This window comes from Clostridium sp. AF34-13, assembly GCF_003477845.1.
Lineage (GTDB): Bacteria > Bacillota > Clostridia > Lachnospirales > Lachnospiraceae > Butyribacter > Butyribacter intestini.
The window spans coordinates 87,826-107,324 of the sequence record NZ_QUEB01000007.1 but is presented as its reverse complement, the minus strand read 5'-3'; the positions used below and the strand labels follow the sequence as shown (position 1 = coordinate 107,324).

Annotated in this window: 11 protein-coding genes; 7 read left to right on the top strand and 4 right to left on the bottom strand. The window is 36.2% G+C overall.

The window, feature by feature from the left end:
- Positions 1-9: 9 nt before the first annotated feature.
- Both DWZ63_RS07625 and DWZ63_RS07620 read right to left on the bottom strand, forming a co-directional pair.
- The gene (locus DWZ63_RS07625) at positions 10-1,575 is read right to left on the bottom strand and encodes a HAMP domain-containing sensor histidine kinase (RefSeq protein ID WP_055940963.1); all 1,566 of its coding nucleotides are present in this window, start codon (positions 1,573-1,575) and stop codon (positions 10-12) included.
- A gap of 63 nt (positions 1,576-1,638) precedes the next feature.
- Positions 1,639-3,069 (bottom strand): undecaprenyl-phosphate glucose phosphotransferase, encoded by a 1,431-nt coding sequence (locus DWZ63_RS07620; RefSeq protein WP_055940966.1) that lies wholly within the window; start codon positions 3,067-3,069, stop codon positions 1,639-1,641.
- A gap of 343 nt (positions 3,070-3,412) precedes the next feature.
- On the opposite strand from DWZ63_RS07620, the gene DWZ63_RS07615 reads away from it, so the two are divergent.
- The 4 genes from DWZ63_RS07615 (at position 3,413) to DWZ63_RS07600 (ending at position 8,646) form a co-directional block, all read left to right on the top strand.
- Positions 3,413-5,254: a trypsin-like peptidase domain-containing protein gene (locus DWZ63_RS07615; RefSeq protein WP_082440576.1), complete on the top strand. Its 1,842-nt coding sequence runs from the start codon at positions 3,413-3,415 to the stop codon at positions 5,252-5,254.
- A gap of 137 nt (positions 5,255-5,391) precedes the next feature.
- Positions 5,392-7,308 carry an LTA synthase family protein gene (locus tag DWZ63_RS07610; RefSeq protein ID WP_118499335.1) on the top strand — a complete coding sequence of 639 codons (1,917 nt, stop codon included), beginning with the start codon at positions 5,392-5,394 and terminating at the stop codon, positions 7,306-7,308.
- 27 nt (positions 7,309-7,335) lie between these two features.
- The gene (locus DWZ63_RS07605; RefSeq protein WP_055940974.1) at positions 7,336-8,043 is read left to right on the top strand and encodes a LytTR family DNA-binding domain-containing protein; all 708 of its coding nucleotides are present in this window, start codon (positions 7,336-7,338) and stop codon (positions 8,041-8,043) included.
- A 222-nt stretch (positions 8,044-8,265) separates the two neighbouring features.
- On the top strand, positions 8,266-8,646 hold the full coding sequence (locus DWZ63_RS07600; protein WP_022013877.1) for a BlaI/MecI/CopY family transcriptional regulator: 381 nt from the start codon (positions 8,266-8,268) through the stop codon (positions 8,644-8,646).
- Between the two features lie 157 nt (positions 8,647-8,803).
- Here DWZ63_RS07600 and DWZ63_RS07595 read toward each other — a convergent pair whose 3' ends face one another.
- Both DWZ63_RS07595 and DWZ63_RS07590 read right to left on the bottom strand, forming a co-directional pair.
- A complete protein-coding gene (locus DWZ63_RS07595) occupies positions 8,804-9,061 on the bottom strand; it encodes a TIGR03905 family TSCPD domain-containing protein (RefSeq protein WP_055940976.1) in 258 nt (85 codons plus the stop codon).
- A gap of 253 nt (positions 9,062-9,314) precedes the next feature.
- Positions 9,315-10,040 carry an NAD-dependent protein deacylase gene (locus tag DWZ63_RS07590; protein WP_022013879.1) on the bottom strand — a complete coding sequence of 242 codons (726 nt, stop codon included), beginning with the start codon at positions 10,038-10,040 and terminating at the stop codon, positions 9,315-9,317.
- 348 nt (positions 10,041-10,388) lie between these two features.
- On the opposite strand from DWZ63_RS07590, the gene DWZ63_RS07585 reads away from it, so the two are divergent.
- From DWZ63_RS07585 to DWZ63_RS07575, 3 genes are all read left to right on the top strand, one after another.
- Positions 10,389-11,264, top strand: a complete 876-nt coding sequence (locus DWZ63_RS07585) for a LysR family transcriptional regulator (protein WP_022013880.1) — start codon at positions 10,389-10,391, stop codon at positions 11,262-11,264.
- 185 nt (positions 11,265-11,449) lie between these two features.
- Positions 11,450-13,195, top strand: a complete 1,746-nt coding sequence (locus DWZ63_RS07580; RefSeq protein WP_118499333.1) for an ABC-ATPase domain-containing protein — start codon at positions 11,450-11,452, stop codon at positions 13,193-13,195.
- Positions 13,196-13,717: 522 nt separating this feature from the next.
- A complete protein-coding gene (locus DWZ63_RS07575; RefSeq protein ID WP_118499331.1) occupies positions 13,718-19,297 on the top strand; it encodes an immunoglobulin domain-containing protein in 5,580 nt (1,859 codons plus the stop codon).
- The last annotated feature ends 202 nt before the right edge of the window (positions 19,298-19,499 follow it).

Sequence of the window (19,499 nt, the reverse complement as noted above, 5' to 3'; positions counted from 1 at the left end):
GGGCAATTATCATTTTTGCCCGTCTTTTACTTTCAATGTAAAATAAATACTTGTCCCTGTTCCGGGTGTACTCTTTGCCCATATCTTTCCACCGTGGTCGAGTATTATCTTTTTTACTATGGCGAGACCGAGACCGCTTCCACGCTTGGCAGAATTTCTTGACGCATCTGCCCTGAAAAATCGATCAAATATGTTCGGCAGGTCTTTTTCCGAAATTCCGGGACCGTCATCGGAGATTTCTATGCGTACAAATTCATCCGGTTTTACCGGTGGATTTACATCCGTGCCATCCTTGTTTATCTGGCGGTATAAAGGTTTTTTTTGTTTGTGCGGTTTGTAGGAAAGAGCAATTCTTATATTGCCATGTTCTTTGTCCTTATATTTAAGAGCATTTCCGGTAATATTATTTAAAACCCTGCGAAGCTGCTCAGGGTCAGCAGATACCATGATACCCTGTGGTGCGTTATTTTCATAAGATACATTCATATTGTTTGACTCATAATCAAAAGAAATTGAATCAATATAATTTTCAAGATATTCTGAAATATCAAATGTAACATAATTGTACGGGATAGAATTCTGCTCTATTTTAGAAAACAGCGACAATTCATCTACGAGATATGTCATATCATTTGCTTTTGAATGAATGGTTTTAAGATATTTCTGCTGTTTCTCAGGTGTCTTTGCAATACCGTCAATAAGTCCCTCAGAGTAGCCTTTTATGGCAGTGAGCGGTGTCTTGAGGTCATGTGATATATTGCTCATCATTTCTCTTGTGTCATTTTCGTACTGGATTCGTTCCTCAAGCATTGACTTAAGTCTTATACGCATTTCCTCGAAATCACGGCATAGCACACCTATCTCATCGCAGGAATTTACATGGACGGGATTGTCAAGATTTCCGGCACCTATCTGCATTGTGGCGATACGAAGTATGTTCAAAGGTTTTATGATACTGTGGTATAGCCATATTATAAGGAGAGCCGCAGTCATAAACAGGATAAGTGTAAACGCTATGGCTATGTCTCTGACTGAACTTTCCCACCTTGGTATGAGATTAGAAAGTTTTGTTATAAGAAAAAGCTGTCCCGTAGTTCCATCAGAAAAATAAAAGTCTTTGCCACGGGTAAGTGTCGAACTTTTCTGGTCAATAAGGATATTATCGTTTTTGCCGTAGGAATATTCACCAAAAGACGGCAGCGTGGAAACACAGCCATAAAAATCTTTATTGCCTATGTAATATTCATTTTCACCTTTAAATACAACAATAAAAGAATCCTTTGAGGAAATAGAGCGGGAAGTATCATTTAAAAAATTTTTGTCAAGTAATTTGTCAGGATATTCGTCAGCAAGCGTAACAAGTTTATTATAATCATTAAGGGTAAGTTTATAAAGAAGCTGTACAGGATTTAAGACAAGACCATAATCATAGCTATTTTCACTTTCGGTACTGTAATAAGATGATAATATATCCGTCTGGTTCTGCACTATCAAGTGAAAACAGACAAGACCCGCACAAAGCGGAAAAATTGCGATAATCAAAAACGAAATAATCAATTTACCTCTAATCTTCATAAAAACCTCCATAAATCAAAGCTATCTGCCTGTTTAAGAGCAAATAGCTTTGTGAAAAAAATATTAGTAAGCATTTTTATTTACTTTTCGTCCAAAAAATGTAAGGAAAAGTATTTTAAAGTCAAGTGCAAGTGTCCAGTTTTCAACATAATAAAGGTCACACTCGATGCGGCCGGTTATGGAAGTATCGCCCCTAAAGCCATTTACCTGTGCCCAGCCGGTCATGCCCGGACGAACCTGGTGCTTTATCATATATCTTGGTATTTCTTCCTTGAATTTATTTACAAAGAATGGTCTTTCAGGTCTTGGACCGACAAGACTCATATCACCCTTTAACACATTAAATATCTGAGGAAGCTCGTCAATATTTGTCTTACGCATAAATTTTCCTATAGGGGTGACTCTAGGGTCATCTTTAGTGGTCCATGCTTTCTTTTCTTCGCTTGCTTCCTGAACTTTCATTGAACGGAACTTATACATATCAAACTCCCTGTTGTGAAGTCCGATTCGTTTTTGTTTGAATATAAGCGGACCCGGGGATGTTGTTTTTACGATTATTGCTGTTATAAGCATAGGAATCGCAAAGAGTATAAGTGCGACTGTAGCACCAAAAATATCAACGGCACGCTTTAATACAATATTGTATGAAGAACTGAGTGGTACATGGCGCACATGGATAACGGGTATTCCATCTAAATCCTCAGTGTAAGGTTTTGTAGGAATGATGTTGTTGTAATCAGGAGCAAATTTTGTATGGACACCTGATTTTTCGCAGATTGCTACAAGTCCTTCAAGTTTTGAATATTCATCGATGCTAAGTGTAATGACTATCTCGTCAAATTCATTTGATGAGAGATAATGTTCAAGGGCACCGAGCCTGTCTACAACTTTGATGGTACGGTATTCATCGCCTATTTTTTTGTTATCATCGAGAATACCATGTATTTTGTAACCCCATTCAGGATGCAGTCTTAAACGCCTTATATAATTTTCGGCGGTTCGGCTGTAGCCGACGATAAGGACATGTTTAAGATTTTTTCCGTCTTTTCTCATTTTTCTTAAGATAGAAATAACAACAAGTCGGAAAGCATAGTCGATAACAATATTTATGCAGGCAAAGAAGCCGAGTAAAAGTCTTGCGTAATCCCACTGTTTGAAGAAGTAAAGTGCTGCAAGGCAGTATATGATACCAAAAAAGTTTGACTTGATAAGGCAGAAAAGCTCCGCACGCCTGCCACTTGTTCTTTTTGGGTCATACATCCCGCAGAAACCGTATATGATGAGATAGCAGGGAACTATCATAGTCAGAAGATTCTGATACTGTGACATATCCTTGTAATATCCGAGCGGCGGAGAAATAATATGCCATCTGATAAGCGGGCTGTTAAATTCATCAAGTCTTAAGATATATGCTAAGTTAAACGATAAATAAATTATTATTGCATCAACAATAATGTGTAAAATGTTTAGTAATCGCTGGTTTTCTTTAATCAATTTTTCATCCTCTCAATCTCTTGTAACTTTTTAAAACCTATGGCTTTTAAAAATAAAATGTGCTAAAATGTTAAATGTTTGTATGTGCATTAATTATTATAGATGTTTGGGCAGAAGCTTTTTATTGCTTCTTTGTTATATGAATTTTCCCCTTGCATCATTATATAAGGTATAATTATTTTGCGCAACAATAAAATTTAATATAATATATGAAATGAAAAAATTATATTTTTTTCACAAGTTAAACACAAAAACTTGCTAAAATCTGTTTTACAGATAAGAAAAAGAGGTTACAGGCCTCACTATAGATGTGGACAGTAACAAAAAGTAAAGGGAGGTACCGATGATGGATGAGAACAACAATTTAAATGGAACAGATAGCGGTCAGCCACAGAATGAATATACCGGAGAGTATGGAAATTCTGTAGAAACAGATGGTTCTGCTGATTCTGTTTACAGTTATTCATATAAAAATGGTGCAAACAATGCAGAGTCTACACATTCAGGTGATTATTATGCAGGAAACAATAATGCAGAGAGTACAATGAATGACAGCAGACAGCAGGGTTACCAAAGCAGCAATGACACACAGAACGGATTTGAATCTTCATACAGAAATGAAAATCCGTATCAGAAAGCTAATCCTTATGAAACGAATATGAATAATAATTATAATAATACAAATCCATATGGAAACAATGGGGGAAACGGACAGAGCTATTCTTTTAATGATAATGAGGAGAAAAATAAATCTTCTAAAAAAGATGACAAGAAGTCTTCTTTAGGAAAAAAGCTTTTGATATGTGCTGCGTGTGCTTTGGTATTTGGCATTGTTGCGGCGGTTTGTTTTGAAAGTGTATGTTACTTTTCAAGTAAAGTTCTTGGTATAAACACACCGGCAATAACCACAAGTAAACAGATAGGAACAACGACAACGGGAAGCAGCAAAAAGGTTGCAACAGGAGCTGCAATAGCCGGAGGTACAAATGATGTGTCTTCAATCGTTGAGCAGACAATGCCGGCAGTTGTTGCCATCACTTGCACAAGCGAGGCTACAAACTATTACAGTTTGTTTGGAAATAGTCAGCAGCAGGAACAGCAGAGCAGTGGTACCGGATTTATAATCGGTCAGAGTAACAGCGAGCTTCTTATAGCAACAAACAATCATGTAATTGACGGAGCAAAGACAATATCAGTTCAGTTTATTGATGAGCAGGTATATGAAGCATCGGTTAAAGGTAAGGATTCAAGTAATGATCTTGCAGTAGTAGCCGTAAAACTTAAAAAGATTAAAAAATCAACAATGAATAAAATAAAGATTGCTGATGTAGGTGATTCAGATTCACTTAAGGTCGGTGAGATGGCTGTAGCAATTGGAAATTCACTTGGTTACGGACAGTCAGTTACAGTTGGATACATCAGTGCAAAGAACAGAGAGATAACAGAGACTTCAGAGACAGACGGTTCAACAAATTCAATCAAGGCAATCCAGACAGACGCTGCTATCAATCCGGGTAATAGTGGAGGACCGCTTATCAACCTCAAAGGTGAAGTTATCGGTATAAATTCAGCAAAGATTGCTGATTCGTCAGTAGAGGGTGTAGGTTATGCGATTCCTATCTCACAGGCAACACCTATCATTGATGAACTTAAGGACAAAGAAGAATTGTCGGATTCACAAAAAGGCTATCTTGGTATATCAGGAAGAACAGTCGGAAGTGAAGCAAGCAGCTACAATATTCCGAGCGGTGTATATGTCGCAGAAGTATCAAAGGGCGGTGCCGCAGAAGAAGGCGGCATTAAAGTCGGAGATATTATAACAGCTATCAACAATCAGGATGTCAGAAGTATTGAAAGTCTTAAGGAAAAAGCAAACGGTTACCGCAAGGGAACAGAAGTTGAGCTTACGATACAGAGAAGTGACAATGGAACTTATAAAGAGAAGAAAGTAAAAGTAAAACTTCAGGGTTCAAAGTCTCTTGACGGCTTGTCAAATGGCAGCGGTTCTGACAGTTCAAATAATGACAGTAATAACGGAAGCAATGGTTATAATCAGGGTAACGGAAACAGTGGAAACGGAAGTAACGGTTATGACAATAATGGAAACAGCGGTTCGGACAACGGTTCGGACAGTGGTGACGACAGCGGATTTGGCAATTTCTTCTCTAATCCGTTTGGAAATTAAATAGTAGAATTCAGTTTAAGCATATAGTGTTTGGACTGTGGATAACATCAGCCAGCCGTGATGATTAATGCACGGCTGGCATTTGGCGTTTTTAGGAATAAGAGACAAAAATTAAAGCGGATAAGGGGAATAAAATAATGCAAAATTGGACAGCGGGTGAAAAAATAGATGATGACAAAAAGGATGATGCCCGAAAAAATGTACCGGAAACAACAAATGAAGCCATTGGTTATGAACCGGAAATGGGAACAGGCAGGAAAAAGTTTATAAACGATATAAAAAGACTGGGTGTTATTCTGCTGTTTTTGGTGCTTACATTATGGCAGTTTTCATCACTGGAATTATTTTTTAAACAGACCATCAATAATTTCAATACGGAACTTATAATTAAAAATATGGCATTGTTTGCCACTGCCAATATTGTGCTTGTCGCATTGTTTCACAGAATGAAGCCGGCATTTTTAATATCATTTATTTTGACAATGTTCATAGGGATAGCAAATTATTATGTCATATCATTTAGAGGGTATGGTATAGTTTTTATGGATTTTTATGCCATAAAGACGGCGGCAGCTGTTGCAGGCGGATATAAATATGGGGTTGATATTTATCTTATTGCAGGAGTTTTAAGCTGTATAGCGGGAATTGCAATAAGCCTTATCCTGCCGTCAAAAAAGAGAATGTATTTTAATGTAAAAGATATGTGTGTATCTGTTTCTGCCTTGTTTATAGCTGCGGTGTTTGTTGTATGGCTGAACACTTCAGCAACATTCTTTGATAATGTAAGTTCGCTTTCATGGGATCACAGTATAGGGATAAATGACTATGGTTATCTTCTTTATTTTGTTGCAAATGCAGGAGAGTCAACGGTAGATGCACCTGATGGCTATTCAGTAGAAAAAGTCGATAAGATATTATCAAAATATGAGGATAAGAAAAAAACATCGGATTTGCAAGAAAAACATCCTAATATTATAATGGTAATGAATGAATCATTTTCAGATTTAAGGGTTTTAGGAAAATACACTACAAATAAAGAAATTATGCCTTTTTTTGACAGCCTTAATAAAAATGTGATAAAGGGTTATGCCGAATCATCAGTTTATGGAGGATATACGGCAAACTCTGAGTTTGAGTTCCTGACAGGATGTACAAAAACTTTTCTGCCTGGAAATCCGTATCTGCAATATATTGATGACTACCTGCCATCTGTTATAAGTAACATAAAAAGCCAGAAAGGTTATGGTGAGGCGGTTGCCGTGCATCCTTACAACCCGTCAGGCTATAACAGAAACAGAGTATATCCGTTATTGCATTTCGACAGATTTTTAAGCATAGATGATTTTAAAAATCCTTTGCTTATAAGAGATTATATAAGTGATAAGTCAGACTATGAAAAGATAATAGATTTGTATAAGAATAAGAAAAAGGACAAATCATTGTGTGTATTTAATGTTACAATGCAAAACCATAATCCATACAATTTCGACTATGTAGGTGATGTGAAAGTGACAGATTTTTCAGTTTCATCACAAGTGGAACAATATCTTTCTCTTATGAGAAAGTCGGATGATGCCTTAAAGGAGCTTATCACTTATTTTAAGAAGTCGGATGAGCCTGCTATCATTTTAGTATTTGGAGATCATCAGCCGCATTTGCCGGATTCATTTTATGAAAAACTATTTGGAAAAAATCCGGTGCAGTTTAGCAGGGAGGATAGTATGAAAGAACACTTGATTCCTTTTATGATATGGGCAAATTATGATATAGGAGAAGAAAATATAGAGAGGACATCCATAAATTATCTTTCTTCGCTGCTTCTTGAAAAGGCTGGTCTTAAGATGAGTGATTATAACAGGTATTTGCTGGAACTTTATAAGGAAATTCCGTCGTTGAGTGCAACCGGATTTTATGACAAAAATGGAGTATTGCATGACAATAAGGAAAGTACCGGAAAGTATGCAGAGATGTTGAAGGAATATGAAATGATTCAGTATAATTATCTTTTTGATAAAGATAACAGATTGGATAAACATTACAATGTAATGAAATAAACATTATTTAGGATTGGAGAGGGTAAAATGACGAGAATGTGCATTTATGATGATGATATAGAATTTTCATTATTGTTTGAAAAACTATTGTATAGATATGCAGAGGAAAATGATAAAGAGATTGATGTGGAAATCTTTCAGGGTGGTGAAAATGCGGCTTTACAAATAGCACAGAATGAATATGATATACTTTTTCTGGATATAGACCTCGGAGATGTGAAAGGTTTTGAGATAGGCAAACAGATACGCGATGAATTAAAAAATAATAAAATTCAGATAGTTTATATATCAGGAGATACCAGTTATGCTATGGAGCTGTTTAAGACAAGACCATTTGATTTTGTTGTAAAACCGGTAGATAAAAAAAAGCTTTTTAAGATGTTAGATACATATTTCAGTATATTTTCGGGTAAAAATAAATATCTGCATTACAGATGGCTTAAGCAGGACCATATTATAAAACAGGACAATATTATTTATCTTCAAAGCATTGGCAGGAAAGTTGTGGCAAAGACATTTGATGGTGATGTTGAATTTTATGATAAATTATCTAAAGTTATTGATAAACTTGATGATAATAAATTTTGCCGTGTGCATAAATCTTTTGTTATCAATTCAATTTATGTTGATGTATTTAAGAGTGATAAGGTTATAATGTGCGATTCAGCTTGGATACCGATAAGCAAATCATACAAGAAAAGTTTTAGGGAATGGCTGGTAAAACACAATGCATAAATTTGATGACAGTGTCTCATGCTGTTAAAATTCTGTGAAAAATTGAAAACTGACTTTTTTTACATATAAACAGCCTTTTTTTACATTTTTTTTGTTTTTTTTGATTAATTAGTGTAAATTTTGCTTTATTTTTTTATATGTATATGGTAATATGTAAATGAAATGCAAAGATAAGGCATACTATTTTAAAAGAGAGTGGAAGAAAGGAAGGGCAATTTTACTATGAATAGAAGAACTACGGAAATTTCACAGTGTGAACTTACTGTAATGAAGTGTATCTGGGATCTTAAGGCTGAGACAGGTGAGGTTACATGTGCACAGGTCATGGAAAAGCTAAAAGAAGATTATGGTCTTACATATAAAGACACTACAGTATATACTTTTTTGAAAAACCTTATCAATAAAGGCTTTGTATCATCAGAGAAAAAAGGAATTACATACTATACACCTATTCGTAAGGAAGAAGATTACAGAACAGATCTTTTAAAGCAGTCTAAAAAATTCTGGTTTAATGATTCTGTAGCAGACTTTGTCGAGGCAGTGCTTAAATTAGATACAATTACTGCTGAGGACAAGAAAAAGATTAAAGGACTTATTAAATAAATTGTCATTAGTTAAAAAAGTACCGTACTTACATCTTAATTGATGCAGGTACGGTACTTTTTGTTTTTATTGTATAGGAAAATGCCCGTAAAGTAGTGTGACACCAGGAGCAAAACGCTGGTTTTACTCTTTTTTAGATAAGCATAAATTAAAATGTTTATTTGTTTTCACTTTCATATGCTTCTCTTACGGCAATAGCAAGCTGGTCAGGACAGGAAGTAGGTTTAAAACCACATCTGATACCTTTAAGCTTGTTTTCAATCTGCTCTACGGTAAGTCCGTCTGTAAGTGATGAAATTCCCTGTAAGTTTCCGTTGCATCCTCCGGTAAATCTTACATTTGATACAATGTCTCCGTTTAATTCAAAATCAATCTGTGTTGAGCAGGTTCCTTTTGTTTTGTATGAATATTTCATGATATTCCTCCTTAATTTGTTAATGTGCTCTCGGTATCTTCTCAAAATGAGTCGTTTCGGCTGCATTTCCGATATACTGTTTCCATTTTCATTGCGAAAATGTCATTGTATATCAAAAAAACATATTGAAATTCTTCAATCAGAAGATTTTAAGAGTACATATTATTAATTGCGAAATTGTCTGTATGTTGTGTTAATTTTGCAGATATAACAAATACTGACGCAGGCTAAGTATGCCAAAATGAGTGATAACTCAAATTTGCGAAAATACTTCACCAAGACCACACTGTAGCAGTAAGTCTGCATTGTTGTCAAGTGGAGTTGACGATTTGTTTATAAGTACAAGACGGTTTCCGGTGTAGTATTGTAATAATCCGGCTGCAGGATATACGGCAAGCGATGTACCGCCGACGATAAGCATATCCGCATTTGCTATGGCTTTAATGGAATTGCTTATGGTCGAATCATCAAGTCCCTCTTCATATAATACCACATCAGGTTTAATAATTCCGCCGCAGTCACAGAGAGGTACACCCTGACTGTTTTTTATGTAGTTTACATCGTAAAATTTATGACATTTTTCACAGTAGTTTCTAAGGGTTGAGCCGTGTAACTCATAAACGGTCTTACTTCCGGCTGCCTGGTGAAGTCCGTCGATGTTTTGAGTGACAATTGCCGAAAGTTTTCCGGATTTTTCGAGTTCTGCAAGTTTTAAGTGTGTGATATTCGGTTTTGCATTTTCAATAAGCATTTTGTCCCGGTAAAATTTATAAAATTCTTTAGGATTTCTGATGAAAAATGAGTGACTTAAAATTGTTTCCGGCGGATAGTCATATTTTTGGTGGTACAATCCGTCAACACTTCTGAAATCAGGAATACCGCTTTCGGTAGAAACTCCGGCACCACCGAAAAATACTATATGGCTGCTTTCAGATACCCATTTCTTAAATAATTCCAAATCTTTTTTGTCAGGCTGCATGATGTCCCTCCTTTTAAAAAATCAGGCACCTTTTGGATGCCTGATGGTATTAAATTGAATATAGCACAAATTATTATAATTGGCAATCGTTGTGGTTGGAAAGCGTTATCTTTTTATGGTAGAATAGCTGTTTGCTTATTATATTTATAAATCAGCAAACAGGTTGTCAGTCGCAGTTATGCGGCTTTTCTTGTATTTGGATTTTTTAGATGGTATCATAAAAGAAATTGAACGCAGAATAAATATTTCTATACTGACAGGTTAAAAAGCGGCTGCGTTCATGAGCAGGCAGAGAAAGCGGATTTTGAATGTCCGTTTTACAATAAAAGCACAGAAATGGAGTAGTATATGACATTATTAACATATCAGGTTTTTAAGACAGTGGCAGACCACGGTAGTTTCAGAAAGGCGGCAGACATACTTGGTCTTACGCCGTCGGCAATAAGCCATGCGATTTCATCAATGGAAAATGAACTTGGTTTTTCTGTTTTGAACAGAAGTAAATCAGGTGTTACTCTCACTAATTATGGAGAAAATCTTCTCCCATATGTAAATGCTGTTTTAAACAGTGATGAAAGTTTATGGCAGGCAATAGCAGAGTTTAACGGATTAAAAAAAGGAAAGGTGAAGGTTGGGTGCTTTTCAAGTATTTGCACAAGCTGGCTGCCCGACATTATGAATTCATTTAAAAAAAAATATCCGGATATTATGATAGAAGTCTTTCAGGGGACATATGATGATGTTTCTTATTGGCTGAAAAACGGTGTTGTTGATATTGGATTTTTGTCGGTGTCGAGTGCAGGCGATATTCCGATAGAACCCCTTTACAAAGATAAACTTGTCTGCGTTGTTCCAAAAGGTCTGTTTGACAAAAATACGGATGAAGTAATGCACATAAGCGAACTCAGGAATCATCAGTTTGTTACACAGAGAGAGTCGACGGATGCAGATATTCAGAATTTCTTAAAAGAAAACTCATTGAATGTCCAGTCAAATTATCATGTGGTAGATGATCTTTCAACTATAGCACTTGTCGCAAACGGCTTTGGAATATGCCTTATGCCCGAACTTGTAATGAGAGATATTCCGTACGAGGTTGACTGCTATCAGATAGAGCCTGATGCATATCGAATTGTGGGGATAGCGACGATGAATTCTGATTTTATGGCACCGGCGGTCAGGACAATGTATAATCATATAATTAAGAATTATAAGAACATATGATGCAAGGGTCAAAAGCAAATAGCAATGTATGTTTACATACAAATTGCTATTTGGTGGCTTGACCCGCCAAACACCGACGATAAGATTGGATGTGGTTGCAGGATTGCGAAAATTGCATAGAAATGGAGCAATCCGTGGCATCAGTTTGGGTAAAAATATCAATAGATAGAAAAGAGGAATTTTAGATGAACAGATTACAGAGTGAATTGAGAAGAATTGACCACAGGGGGTATCCGGCATACAAGGATTTGCGTGGAAGTTATGATTTTGGTAAGTATATTTTAAATATTGAGCATATCCAGGGGGATCCGTTTGCGTCCCCATCTTCTTTAAGTGTGAAGATAAAAGGGAAGGCAGCTGGTTTTCCAAAGGAATATTATAACGGGTATGACAGAAAGACGGCTTTTGAGGATTTTATCTTAAGACGGTTCAGTTTTTTTGCTGCAGGAATCAGCTTTAAGGCAAAAGGTTCAGGAAAGAGCGGTATGGTATCAGCAAGCCGGCCGGGGCAGGAGATTATGGAGCGTAGTGCGTGCAAGGTTGATGAGAGTACGGGCGATATAATACTCAGATTTGTTGTGGGATTTCCTGCAAGAGGGCGTTCGATAGATGCGGGAGAGCTTGAAAAGATATTGTTCAGGCTTTTGCCGGGTGTTGTTGAAAAATCAGGGATATTTAAGCTGTTTACGGAAAATGAGAAAGTTAAGTTAAAAGAGCAGATAGAACTTTCAGACGATCAGAAAACATTGAGAAAGGCGGTAGGCGAAAACGGTTTTGCGGCATTTATAGCGGATGGTTCGATTTTGCCAAGAGAAAGCGGAGTGTCAGAAAGACCGATGAAAAATGCTGTTTTGTTTAAGTCACCTGAATCGATGAGAGTTACTTTTGAACTTCCGCATAAGGGAAAAATAACGGGAATGGGAATAAAAAAAGGTGTTACGCTTATTGTCGGAGGAGGTTATCACGGCAAGTCAACGCTTCTTCAGACACTTGAAAAAAGCGTATATCCGCATATAGCGGGTGATGGCAGGGAGTATATAGTGACCGATGCGACCGGTGTGAAACTTCGTGCCGAGGACGGACGAAGCGTTAAGAATGAAGATATTAGTCTTTTTATAAGAAACCTTCCTAATGGAAAAGATACAAAAAACTTCTCGACACTCGATGCGAGCGGTTCAACTTCGCAGGCTGCAAACACTATTGAGGCACTTGAAGCTGGGAGCAGGCTTTTTCTTATAGATGAGGACACGAGTGCGACAAACTTTATGATAAGGGATGAACTTATGGAGCGTGTCATATCAGCGGATAAAGAACCTATTGTTCCGTTTATAAAAAGTGTGGGACAGCTTTACAGGCAAAGAGGTATATCAACGATACTTGTTGCCGGAAGCTGTGGTGCTTTTTTTCATGTGGCTGACACGGTCATACAAATGGACAGATATATGCCAAAGGAGATAACAAAAGCGGCAAAAGAAGCAGCGGCAGACTATCCTCTGAAAATGCACGGGATTTCCAAAGACGGTATGTGTATTGAATGTACGGATAATTCACAAAATATGGACAACATAAATGAAAATCCTGAGATAGAGATAAACGGAGAAAGAAAAGTAAAACTTCCAAAATCTGATGACAGGACAAAGATTAAGGTGATGGGCACTGACGGATTTTTATATAACAAGACGAATGTGGATCTGAGGTATCTGGAACAGATAACTGATGCAGAGCAGATGCTTGCTATATCAAAAGCACTTGAATATCTTATAAAAAAATACGGCGGTAAGGAAATATCACTTAATTTATTGCTTGATGATATTGAAAATCTTATGGAGAAAAAAGGTGTCGAAGCACTTACGGGCAGAGGAAGTGTGCCTGATATGAGTAGACCGAGAAGATTTGAGATTGCAGGATGTATAAACAGGTTTGTGAAATAAGATTTAAGTAACAGTTCAGTCTTGCATTTCTTACATTCATAAACCTGCCAGCGAGCTGTCAGTCGCTGCTATGCAGCTTATGTTTATTTCATTTCAGAAATGAAAGGCTATTCTACCATAAAAAGGTACTTAACAATACAATGAACAAGCTCATTGTATTGTTAAGTACCTTTTTATGGCTGAACTGTTACAGATTTAGAGAAAATTGTCACAAATAATCGAGGATTATAAATAAATGTTTGTGTTTTAAATCTGAATTTATATATGTCAACATGAACAATTATACATGATTTATATATAAAATAATAAAAAAATTGTCACAAATAACGCCTAATTTGTAATATTTAACCATTTAAATGTGAACAAAGTGTGATATAATGAATATAGAGTTGGCAAATTTTGGAAAACAGGAGGTATGAAAAACAAAATACACTTATTATCAGTGATATTTTGCAATAATTTTGAGCTATATTCAGCCAACCGGAAACTAATTGACATCTAAAAACAAAAGGAGGAAAACTGATGAGATTTAACAAAAAAATTTTATCTCTCGTTCTGGCAGGTGCGATGGTAGTGTCGCTTGCACCGTCAAATGTCGGAGTTGTGTCAAAAATGGCTGCGGCATCGGGAAAAATGAGTGCAAAGAGCTATGACTATGACCCGGCTTACCAGACGCAGGAAACACTCAAAGATGAGAGCGGAGAAAAGATAGGAACGCTTACCTATACAAATAAGGCGTATTTTAATTCTATTATTTCAAGATATAACAATATGACATTAGAAAGTGAAGATGGCAACAGCATTTATACGGATACTATTTTATTCTTTGATTTTGATTATAATGCTACAACAGGTACAACAAGCAGTGCCATTGGAAGTGAAGCCAGTTCATCATTAGACATAGAAGATATGTATAAAAAGAAGGCAGCGGCAGAACTTAAAAAAGCCGGTGCCGATGAAAAAGATGTTGATTATTCTGACAAATTGAATAAACAGGTATCTGCTGACTGGAAAGCAGATGTAAAAGTAGGAAAGAAAATCTATGCTAAGTTATTATATTATTATTATGATAAAGATGATAAAAAGCAGAGTGGTGAAGTAAAACTTGCCTTTACATTAAGTGACAGTTATAAGAAATCAGAAGATTATGAGCAGTATGCAATATATAAATATAAGACTGATGATGACGATTCATATGTTGTCACAAATGACAATTATCTATATTCAGGATTAACAACTGTTGACAATGCTTATTCCATTGGTTCATACACATATCAGTGGTATAAGGCTGATGCATCAGGAGAATACACAAAGATAAACAACCAGACATCAAGGTCAGTTTATCTGAAAAATTCAAATGTCATCGATCCTCAGAGCAAGACTGATGATAAGTTAAAATGTATTGCAACAGTAAAATATGATGGCATTGAAATTCAGTCAATTGAGTATGATTACACGGTTTATAAGGTCGGTTCAGATTCTTTATATACAACGGATGATAATTCTAGCTGGGCATATGCAAAGAAAGATGGAAAAGCCGTATTAAACAGTGGATATGAAGCCATAAACGGAGCAACAGCAAAATATACATGGCAGAAGTATGATGAGAAAGAAAAAACATACAAGACAATAGATGGACAGTCAGGCAAAACACTTACAATAGATAAGTGCACAGATGCGGACTATGTAAGTTATAGAGCTAAGATACAGATTTCTGTTGGAGAGTGTTTATATACTTCATTTGAGAAAACTATCCAGCTTGTAGAAAATCCACCATACTCTGTTAATAATAAGACAGGATATGGCAAAAATGCAGAAAAAGATGATGCAGATGGAAAATATTATTCACAGTACAGCTTATCAAATAATGTTGTACCGGGTGATACAGACAATATGACTGTAGATGTAAAAGCAGATACAGGATATTCACTTACATACACATGGTATGAGTACAAAGATGGCAAGTGGAATGAGATAACTGATGCCAAGACTAATGTTTACTCAAAGAAATTTGAGACAGCAGATTTTGACAGTACCACATCTAAGCAGTATAAGTGTAAGGTAACAGCTTCAAATGGTACTCTTACATATGACAAGTCATGTTTTATTTTCTTTGAAAACAGAGATCCTGAAATGTACGAGAATTATTCAAATGTTAAGTATGGAAGTACATCAAGATCTAATGCAAAAGACAATGCACTTAAAACAGCAATAGGTTCATCTGCAACACTTTCAGGACCTAAGGTATCTGTGAACAGTCAGTACCAGCTCAATTATCAGTGGCAGAAATTTACTAAGATTGATAAAGATGAGTACAATAAGAACTATTTGATCAAAGTAGATGAAAACACATGGGAAACTAATACTGACTATGGATATACATCAGTATATGATGAAGATAAAGATGAGTATGTATATACTTATTATAAATGGACCGATATAAAAGATGCAACAGCAGATACATACACTATCGCAAGTGTGACAGATACTGCTGAAAAATCTGATTTTGGTGAGTACAGACTTAAGTATAACGCATACAAGGCAGGAACGACTGATCTTACAAATGCAAAATCAGTCGCATCCGGAGAGTTCTATGTAAATCTTGAGCAGTTTAATGGATTTACGGCAGCACTTCCAAAGAATACTGAGGACAATTATACTCTTGAAGTAGGAGGAACCATCGACCTCGGTGTAATTGCTTCTATTGCAAATACAGAAGCTAACAATCAGAAATATGACATTGCATATCAGTGGCAGAAATATGACAGCAAGACAAAGGCATATATAGATATTAAAGATGCCACAACAGCGGATTACAAGAAAGAAAACATCACAGCAGATGATTTTGGAAAATACAAATGCGTTATCACTGTTATTGACAAGACGACAAAAGCAGTAATAAGTGATGTTAAGCCAGCAGAATTTGAGTTTAATATCAAACAGGCTGTTAAGGCTGAAAATGATACTTTAACAGTAAAATCAGAGTCATCATATGTTGTCAATCACAAGAATGTAGGTGACAATGTAACATTAAGCGTAGCTGCTGAGACAGCAGATGCTGCAAAATATCCTCTTACTTACAAGTGGGAGAAGATTGAAAAAGACTCATACAGTGATTCATATGGCAAATATGTTGATGTTATGGGATCAGACGGAAAAGCAGTTTCAACTGCTGACTATGCTTTAAATATAGCGGATGAAAATGCATTTACAACATATCGTTGTACTGTTTCAAACGGTGCTCACAGTCAGAAAGTTACCTTTAATGTTTCAAAGAATGATAATTTCTATGCTTATGCAGCAGCAACAAAATCAGATAATAAAACATTCATTAAGAAAGCCGGCGAAAGCGTAAAGATGCAGGTCGTAAACGGCTCTGATGATGCAGCAGCTACATTCAGCTATAAGTGGTATGCTTGTAGTTCTAATCACAGGTCTTATAAGAACGAAGACGATGACGATTGGTACACTATCGGTGACGGTTATGTGCAGAAGAGACTTGCAAATACAACATCAGTTTATGAGATTTCATCTCTTACGGATGCAGATTTTGATGTAAATTATTATTATTGTGAAGTTAAGAACGAACTCACAAAAGAGACAAAGACAGTAACATTCTATGTAAAGAAATATGATACAACAGACATAACATTTACTGACCTTGACGGAGCATATGACAGTTCAGGTACATCTTGTATTGATGTTGAACTCGGCTCATCAAAAGAGTTTGGTGCAGTTGTTAAAAATCCTGAGTCAAAGAACTTTATTTACAAGTGGTCATTTGAAAAACTTCATAAAGATGATACAAAATATGAGTATGATTATGAGAGAGCACTTGACTGCGCAACAGAAAAGCTTACTCTTTCAAATATCACGGAAGACAATTTAGGAAGATATACACTTCGCATTTACGAGGGAAGTGCAGCAGATGATGATACACCTGTTATCACTCACTATTTCGAGGTATCAAAGAAAGATGCAGCAGCAAAGAAGTTTACATTAAGTGCTGTCGGCAATGGACAGACAGGTTACTATCGTTCAGTAGGCGGAAATGTTACATTTGCGACAGAACTCAGTACAGAGTCAACAGACACTGTAACATATCAGTGGTATCAGGGCGGATATTATGATGATGACGATGATACATATAATAAGGGAGATGCCATATTAGGCGAGACTGGTTCTTCACTTAACCTTACAAACTTAAGAAAATCTGACTTTGGTAAATATACTTGTGTTGCTAAAGCAGGTAAATTAACAGACTTTATTACATTTAGTGTATCAGAGGCAGATGCTATCACAGTTGACTGGAACAATGATGAATTTGACATTTATGGCGGCGGTGCAAGTTACAACAAGACAGTTAAGGCTAAGATTGGAGATTCAACAAATCTTACAGCGGTTGTGACAAGTGCAACAGGTGATGCTATCTCATATCAGTGGTATGAAGAGATTTTGGAAGATACACACTATAATTTCTACGCTAAAGATAATGTAGAAAAAGGTGCATATAAGATTATGCAGGGTCAGACAACTGACACACTTGCACTTAACCAGATGACTAAAGATGCATTTAAACGCTATAAGCTTGTGATTTCAAATGGCGGATATACAGTAAATGTTTACTTTAAACTTGTGCGTACAGACCTGCCTAAGGTAAGTGTTAAGGCTGACAAGACAAGTCTTGAAAAGGGTGAGACAGCAGTTCTTACTGCAAAGGTTACAAATCTTGGAGACAAGACAGCAACATATCAGTGGTACAAGAATGGCAAGAAGATTGATGGTGCTACGGCAGCAACATATACAACAGAAGCACTCTTTAGTGATTTAAATGAACTTAAAGATGATGAAAAATCTGTTACATACAAATGTGAAGTATCAACAGATATTGACAAGGTTTCAGATGAGATTTCCATCAACTTTGCAGGCTGGGGAACTATAAGCCAGACTAAAGATTTTGTCATGAAAGGTGATACTGTAGACATCGGTGTAAAGATGAAAGAAGCCGGTGACTGGAAGTACACATGGTATAAGAAAGACGCAGTCAGTGATGAGTATGTAAAAGTACCGGAAGCTACATCAGCTACAATTTCTGCAATCGCAACAAGTGATGACAGCAAGAAACTTGATAATAACAGATATAAGGTAGTAGCAGAAAAAGGAAGTGATGAGACATATGTTAGTTATTATGCATATGCTGATGTAGATGTATTTAATATATCTGACATGACTACACTTCCTTCAGGAAAGGTTGCAGCATACAATAAAGATGCTGATGAAGAGACAAACTACAATCAGTACTTTGGTTATGGTATTGATGGTGCATCTAAGCTTAGAATGACATTCAGCAAAGATTCAAATCTTTATGACAGCAATGCAGCATTATATGTATTTGAGCTTGATACACAGAAGATTCATCGTTTTGACGGTTATGACCTTGCAGGACGCACATATGTATTTGACAGTGGTAAGTGTGTATTTGAACTTACAAGTGCAGGTTCAGATAAATATACATCAGCAACTGACGGCTTTACAGTTGAAAAGGCAATCAATCCTGACATTGATTACTCAACACTTTCTGTAAGCAAGAAGAGTGTAAAACTTAATGCAGGCAAGAGTGCAACAATCACATACAGAGCACTTGACAACTTTGGTGATACAACTAAGGTTACAGCTAAGACATCTAACAAGAAAGTTGCTACAGTTTCTGTTGCAGCAGGAAAGGTTACTATCAAGGCTGCAGGCAAAGCTAAGGGAGCAGCAACAGCTAAGATTACTCTTAAAAACGGAACTAAGAAAGCAACTATCAAGGTTACTATCAACAACCCTGTTAAGAAAGTAAAGGCTGCCAAGAAGAAAGCCACTGTTAAGAAGAAAAAGACAGTTAAGCTTACATTCAAGGTAACATCTTACAACAAGGCTAAGAAGACATCTGATAAGATTACTTACAAGACATCTAAGAAGAAAGTTGCTAAGATTACAAAGAAGAAAGTTTCAAGCAAGAAGATTATTGTCTCAGTTAAGGGTCTTAAGAAGGGAACTTCTAAGATTACAGTAACTATAGGCAAGAAGAAAGCTGTTGTAACAGTTAAGGTTAAATAATAACTGTATCTTAAAGCAGTGAATATTTCTTAAATAAACGCACATATTAAGATGTGTAAAGAAAAACACCACCGGATGGCACTTGCCAGCCGGTGGTGTTTTTTGTTATCAGGAGGAGATTTATTGTATGTTCTGATGCGTGTTTATAACACTAACACTATTAGCTTCTATCGCAGCATATCAGAAGTGTGGACAAGTTCAT

Bases quoted from the DNA above. Each gene is read 5' to 3' on its own strand.
- DWZ63_RS07585 (WP_022013880.1), top strand. From the start codon at position 10,389: ATGACATTATTAACATATCAGGTTTTTAAGACAGTGGCAGACCACGGT.
- DWZ63_RS07615 (WP_082440576.1), top strand. From the start codon at position 3,413: ATGATGGATGAGAACAACAATTTAAATGGAACAGATAGCGGTCAGCCA.
- DWZ63_RS07605 (WP_055940974.1), top strand. From the start codon at position 7,336: ATGACGAGAATGTGCATTTATGATGATGATATAGAATTTTCATTATTG.
- DWZ63_RS07600 (WP_022013877.1), top strand. From the start codon at position 8,266: ATGAATAGAAGAACTACGGAAATTTCACAGTGTGAACTTACTGTAATG.
- DWZ63_RS07610 (WP_118499335.1), top strand. From the start codon at position 5,392: ATGCAAAATTGGACAGCGGGTGAAAAAATAGATGATGACAAAAAGGAT.
- DWZ63_RS07580 (WP_118499333.1), top strand. From the start codon at position 11,450: ATGAACAGATTACAGAGTGAATTGAGAAGAATTGACCACAGGGGGTAT.
- DWZ63_RS07625 (WP_055940963.1), bottom strand. From the start codon at position 1,575: ATGAAGATTAGAGGTAAATTGATTATTTCGTTTTTGATTATCGCAATT.
- DWZ63_RS07575 (WP_118499331.1), top strand. From the start codon at position 13,718: ATGAGATTTAACAAAAAAATTTTATCTCTCGTTCTGGCAGGTGCGATG.
- DWZ63_RS07590 (WP_022013879.1), bottom strand. From the start codon at position 10,040: ATGCAGCCTGACAAAAAAGATTTGGAATTATTTAAGAAATGGGTATCT.
- DWZ63_RS07595 (WP_055940976.1), bottom strand. From the start codon at position 9,061: ATGAAATATTCATACAAAACAAAAGGAACCTGCTCAACACAGATTGAT.